Genomic DNA, 6,481 nt, shown 5'->3' on the forward strand with positions numbered 1-6,481 from the left:
GCGGCGAACCGCTCGTGCAACACACCCATGATCTCCACCCGCTTGATGGAGTCGATCCCGAGATCCGCCTCCACATCCATCCCGAGCTCCAGCATCTCCGCCGGATAACCCGTCTTCTCGGAGATGACGTCGAGGAGGGCCCCGGCGATCTCGTCGGCGGACGGACCGGCGGCGGGTGCGACGGCGGGGACAGGGGCCGGGGCGGGAGCCGTGGCCGTCGGCGCGGGGGCCGCGGCGGTGGAGCCGCCGGCCTGCTGCGGCACCGTCGGCAGCACCGGGGCGGGGGCGGGCAGTGCGGCGGCCGTCGCGGCGGCGGGTATCGCCACCGGCTGCGGCGCCGTCACCGGCTGGGGCGCCACCGGGGCGGCGGGCGCGGGAGCAAGAGCCGCCGGTGCGGGAGCCAGAGCCGCCGGTACGGAAGGCGCGGCGGCGGGGGCGGGGGCAGGGGCGGCGGAGACCGCGCCCCTCTCCAGCCCGGCGAGGCGGCTGAGGATCTCGTGGGCGTGCAGGTGGGTGCGGCCGATGGCCAGGCTGTGATCCTTCACCGCGGTCACACCGGACAGCACCTGCGGCAACTTGCCCTGTTCATAGGCGCGTTCCAGCAGGGAGGCGAGACGCTGGGCGCTGTCCAGCTGTCCGCTCAGGTACTCGTCGTGCAGCGCCAGGTGGTCGGCGATGACGCCGGCCAGGTGGTCGTTGTCCACGGATGTGGCCTCCTGGGCGAGGGGTGCGGGCGCGGTGGTCGCGAGCGGCGCGGCGACATGGGCGGCGGCGGGAAGCGGAGCGGGTGCGGCCACCGGGGCGGGCGACGCCACGGGGGCGGAGGCGACGGCCACGCGCCCCGCTGACGTGTCCGGCCGGACGGCGAGGGCGGTGGCGGTGGCGGCGGTGCCACCGGGGGCGAACCCGGCGGAGGCACCCACCGGTACGGGCGCTGCCGGGGCGCGGGACGGAGCGACGGGAGCGGACGGTCCGGCGGGCACGACCGGCGCGGACGGCTTCACGGCGGCGGGCACGACCGGCGCGGACGGCGTCGTCGCGGCGAGCGGTGTCGCGGCGGCGGGTACGGACGGCGTCGCGGGGACCGGTCCGGCCGACGGTCCCCCGGCCGGGCCCGTCACCACCTGAGGCACCCGGTAGCCGTTCTCCAGGGCGTCCCGGTAGGCGGCCTTGCGCTGCGGGGAGACGTAGTTGATGCCGTTGAGCAGGATCGACATGCCCTTGACGGCCTCGCGCTCCACCGGCGGCGCGACGTAGTCGTCCGCCGTGCGCAGCGGCAGGCCGAGGACGGCGAGCTGGGCGACGGTCTGCTTCAGCGCGACGTCCGCGTCCCGGCCGGGGCCCGCGTCGGTGGCCAGCACGGTGTGCGGGCGGTCCTTCAGGACGCGGCGCACCAGCTGGGTCAGGACGCCCTTCGGCCCGAACTCGACGAACGTGCGGTACCCCGCCTCGTACATCTCCTCCACCCGCGCGGCGAAGTCCACCGGGTTGAGGAGCTGTTCGGCGAGGATGCGGGCGTTGGCTGCGGTGTCGTCGCCGTAGGAGGCGCCGCGGGTGTTGGCGTACACGGCGCGGCGCGGCGCGCCCACCCCGACGGCGTCGACGTCGGCGCGGAAGGTCTCCACGGCGTGGCTGACGTAGGGGGTGTGGAAGGCGGCCGAGACGGGCAGCCGGGACGCCTTGACCCCGGCGGCCTGCGCCGCCGCCACCAGCTGCTCGACGGCGGCGGTGGCGCCCCCGACGACGATCTGGTCCGAGGCGTTGCGGTTGCACACGCGCAGGTCGGTGCCGTCGGGGAGGGCGGCGAGCAGCTGCGCGACCCGCTCCTCCGGGGCGCTGACCGCGGCCATGGCCCCGGCGTCGGTGCCCGCGGCACCCTCGGCGCCTTCGGCCGGGGGTGCCATCGCCGCGCCGCGGGCGCGGGCGAGGGTGAAGTACGCGTCGTCCTCCAGGGCTCCGGCCGCCCACAGGGCGGTCAGCTCGCCGAAGCTGTGTCCGAGGCAGCCGGCCGGGTCGAAGCCGAGGCCGGTGAGGTAGCGGAACTGGCCGGCGGAGAGCGCCCCGATGGCGGGCTGGGCGTAGCGGGTGGCGCGCAGCGCGTCCTCCTGCGCCGCGGTCGCGGCGGCGTCGAAGACGGGCGGGGGGAACGCGACGGCGGACAGCGGGAGTTCGCCGGCGAAGGGCCGGTTGGCGTCGTCGAAGGCGGCGCGCAGCGGCGGCAGCGCGAGGACGGCGGTCAGGCCCGGCTCGACGTACTGGCTGCCCTGTCCGGCGAACAGCGCCCCGACGCGGCCGATCTCCTCGGCACCGGCGGACGTACGACGGAAGTGCACTCCCTTGGGGTGGGACCAGGCGGTCTCGGCGGCCCGCTTCCGCAGCTCGCGGACGGCCAGCTCGCGCAGCGCCGCCGCGTCCTCGTCGCTCCGGGCGGCGAACGCCACCCGTGCGTGGTCCTGCGGGGCGGGTCCGCCCTGGGGAGCGGCGCCGGACTCCAGGGCCCGCAGCAGGGCGTCGGTGTCGGGGGCGTGCCACAGGTGCACGCGGGCGACGGGGAACATGACCTTCAGGTCCTCGCCCTGCCCGTACTCCTCGAGCACCACGTGGAAGTTGGTGCCGCCGAACCCGAACGACGACACCGCGGCGAGACGTTGGGGCCGCTTCGGAGTCTTGATCCAGGGACGCAGGCGGGAGTTGACGTAGAAGGGGCCGTTCTCGAAGTCGACGGCGGAGTTGGGCCGGTCGACGTTGATGGTGGGCGGCAGCACCTTGTGGTGCAGGGCCAGCGCCAGCTTGATCATGCCGGCGGCGCCGGCGGCGGCCTTGGTGTGCCCGATCTGCGACTTGACGCTGCCGACCGCCGCGTACTGTCGCTCGTCGGTGGCGGCGTTGATGACCGCGGCGAGCGACGACAGTTCGGTGGCGTCCCCCACGGCCGTCCCCGTACCGTGCGCCTCGAACAGCTCCACGTCGGCGGGCGAGCAGTCGGCGTCCTGGTAGGCCCGCTCCAGGGCCAGGACCTGTCCCTCCTTGCGGGGCGCGTAGATGGACTTGAAGCGCCCGTCGGAGGAGGCGCCGATGCCGCGCAGCACCGCGTAGACGCGGTTGCCGTCCCGTTCGGCGTCGGAGAGGCGGCGCAGGGCCAGCATGCCGATGCCCTCGCCGATGAGGGTGCCGTCGGCGTCGTCGTCGAAGGGGCGGATGCGGCCCGCCTTGGACAGCGCCGGGGTCTTGCTGAAGCACAGGTACATGAAGATGGTGTTCTCGGCGTCGCAGCCGCCCACCAGCATCGTGTCGGCGCGCCGCTCCAGCAGTTCGCTGACGGCCGCCTTGACCGCGCCGAGCGAGCTGGCGCATGCCGCGTCGACGGTCATGTTGATGCCGCCGAGGTCCATCCGGTTGGCGATACGGCCGGCGACGACGTTGCCGAGCATGCCGGGGAAGGAGTTCTCCTCCCACGGGGCGTACGCCTTGCGGAACTTGGCGGCGATCTCCTCGGCGTCGCGCTCGGTGAGGCCGCAGCTGCGCACGACCTCCTTCAGGACGGGGCTCTGGAGGCGCGCGGTGAGGGGCTGGGTGAGCTGGTTGGCGCCGGTGATGCCGAGGACGACGCCGGTGCGCGAAGCGTCGTACCAGGGCTTTTCGGCTCCGGCGTCCTTCAGCAGGTCCCGGGCGACGACCAGGCTCAGCAGCTGCAGGACGTCGGTGACCTCCAGGGTGTTCGGCGGCAGCCCGAACTCCAGCGGGTTGAAGGGGGTGTCGGGGATGAACCCGCCGCGCTTGGCGTACGTCTTGTCCGGCACCGTGGGGTCCGGGTCGTAGAACTCGTCGACGTCCCAGTGGGTGTCGGGCACGTCGGTGAGGCAGTCGGCCGCCGCGGCGACGTTGCCCCAGAACTCCCGGAGGTCACGGGACTGGGGGTAGAGGGCGGACAGGCCGACGATCGCGATGGGGTCGCGGGCGAGGCGGCGGTCGAGGTCGGGATCCTGAACGTTCACAGCGAGGCTCTTCCAGGAGTCGGGGCAGGAAGACATGCAGGAAGACATGGCCCAGCCTCGGCGGGAGGAGGAAGGGCATGGAGGTGCTGGAGGTACGCCCGAGGGACGGGCGGCCCCGGTGTCGGGGACCGCAGGTGTGCGGGCGGGGAAAGCGGGTCGTGCGAGGTGGCGCGGGCAGAGATATGGCGGGGCGCGCGACGGACGGGGCTGCCGCCATGTCGCGTGGGATCCGCGGGCCTTGGGCCCTGCCGCCCTGGTCAGCGGGCGGTCGCGGGTGGTCCGGAGAGGCTGGTGCGGTCCGGGTCAGGTCGACCGGGCCGCACCGGTCCGGTGAGGTTCCGTGTTCAGGGTTGGGTCAGCAGGGACGCCACGGTGGTCGCGGCGTCGGAGCGCAGCAGCATCGTGTAGTGGTCACCGGGGCACTCCCGGACGTCGAGTCCGTACGGTGCGAGAGACTCCCAGCCCATCCCGCGGTCTCCGGGGACGAGTCCCCGGTCGGCCCGTACGAGCACCACCGGTACCGGCGACGGTGTCGGACGGTGAGGGAGCGTCAGGCGGTTGTTGCGGAGCAGGCCGTCGACGTAGGTGTCGTAGAGCTTGCGCAGGCCCGGCAGCGGGGTGGACGGGAGCAGTACCTCGGCGGCGATCGCCGCCTCCAGCAGCACCTTCAGCCCGTCCTCCGTCCCCAGGCCCGCCAGCTGCTCCTCCCCGACCGGCACCGGCCGGCCGCGTTTCGCCCCGAGGTACATGGCGAACCAGTTGAGCAGCAGGGACGGTTCCAGCGCGTCGTCGTCGTGCTTGTACGCGTCGACGGGGGCGATGCTGTCCAGCAGGACCAGCCGGGAGGGCCGGCGCCGCGGGGCCGCCAGGGCGGTCATGGCGTGCGCGACCACCCCGCCGAAGGACCATCCGGCCAGCAGGTAGGGGCCGTCACCGCTTCCGACGCCCACCGCCGTCATCAGGCGGGCGGCGAGCGCGTCGAGGGTGGTGTCGGCGTGTCCCCCGGTCAGGGCCGCCTGCCAGTACTCGGCGACGCCCCCCAGGTCCAGAACGGTCAGCCCGATCCCGTCGGGGAGGGCGTCGGCGAGGTTGCCGTGCACGGAGGCGTCCAGCGCCCCCGGGTGCACCAGGTACACCGTGTGCCGCTCCTCTGCCGCCGCCTTCAGGCGGTGGACGAGGGGTAGTTCAGGCTTGCGCGGGCGCCGCATGCTTGTCACTCTCCTCGGCGAGGTGAGCGGCCAGGTCCTTGACGGTCGGGTGGTACCAGAGGGTGGTGGTGCTCAGCTCGAAGCCCAGCCAGCTCTCTATCTCACCCGCGAGGATCAGCGCCTCGGTGGAGTCGAGGTCCATCTCGTCGAAGTACATCTCGGGTGAGACCCCGGCGGGCTCGGTGCCGAGGCGGTGCGCGATCTTCTCGATCAGCCACTGCTGCGCCTCAAGCGGGCTCACTGCGGGCATGATGATTCCTTCCGGTGACGGGGCTGGTTCCCGAGCTGACGGCCCGGCACCACGTACGCGTGACCGCGTCAGCGGCGCCGGGGAAAACCATGAAATGGCACAGAACGGCCAAGCGGACAAGGCTCCGCCCCGCCGTTACGAATACCGGCCGACCAAGGGGGTGATCCCCCCGGTGGCGGCACAAGAACAATATGACTGCACCGCGCCACCGCCAAGAGGCATCGCGTTAAGTTTAGGTATCCAGGGGATCGACGCTAACCCAACGATTTTTTCCGGCCACCGAGTGGCTGGTTTCCGTGAATCCGGCGGTGAGAACGTCCGCTCTCCACAAATGGAGGCCGCGCCTTTCCTTTGTGTGACAGCTCACGTTTGCCCGAGAGCGCGCGCGGCCGGCGCCATTCTGGAATCACCAATTCCGGGATAACCGATCGCCTGCTTCCGACTCCCGGAGGAATGGTTTATGCCTGTACGAAAACAGCGGCCCCGCACCGTCCGGGGGCACCGGCGGGGACGGTGCGCGGGCGCGGGAAACGCGGTGCCCCGGGGAGGTGACGCGAGGCGACGGGGACGGGGGACGGACACCCAGCCGTCCGCGTGCCGCCGTCCCCGACCCGCTGTCCACGCCCTGCCGACCGCGGCCCGCCGGCCGACCGCAGGCCCGATCCGCCGGACCGCAGGAAGGCGGGACCTGACGCGGAAAGGTCCCGTGGAAGCCGGACGGGACCGCGTCCGGTACCGGCCACGGCACAGGGGAACACGCCCATGAACAGCGGAAACGTCGAGAGGGTGCCGTCGCCGGCCACCCGGAGCACCCCAGTCGGCACCACCCCGCGATCCGCCGCCCCGGGCCGCGCCGGCGCCGTCCGTCGCGACGTGGGCCGTCGACTCGGCACCGGCCGGGACGGCGCGCCCTTCGCACCGTCCGCCTCTCACCGGCGCCGGGATCCGCCCTCACGAGCCGGTGCGGGGAGCCGCCGCGCGGGCGGCTCCCCCCCCCGCCCCCCGGCCCGCCCCCGGGGGGGCGGCCC

3 protein-coding genes are annotated in these 6,481 nt (G+C 73.6%); all 3 read right to left on the reverse strand.

The window, feature by feature from the left end; genetic code table 11:
- Positions 1-3,995, reverse strand: a 3,995-nt coding sequence (locus ACFWEE_RS11130) for a beta-ketoacyl synthase N-terminal-like domain-containing protein (protein WP_386888314.1), incomplete at its 3' end; no start/stop codon positions are given.
- Positions 3,996-4,339: 344 nt separating this feature from the next.
- Positions 4,340-5,203, reverse strand: coding sequence for a thioesterase domain-containing protein (locus tag ACFWEE_RS11135; protein WP_386888315.1), 864 nt, complete (start codon positions 5,201-5,203; stop codon positions 4,340-4,342).
- On the reverse strand, positions 5,181-5,453 hold the full coding sequence (locus tag ACFWEE_RS11140; protein ID WP_386888316.1) for an acyl carrier protein: 273 nt from the start codon (positions 5,451-5,453) through the stop codon (positions 5,181-5,183). The genes ACFWEE_RS11135 and ACFWEE_RS11140 overlap by 23 nt, the downstream gene beginning before the upstream one ends.
- Between the last annotated feature and the right edge of the window lie 1,028 nt (positions 5,454-6,481).

The sequence above is a fragment of the Streptomyces sp. NPDC060184 genome, from assembly GCF_042728795.1.
Classification (GTDB): domain Bacteria; phylum Actinomycetota; class Actinomycetes; order Streptomycetales; family Streptomycetaceae; genus Streptomyces.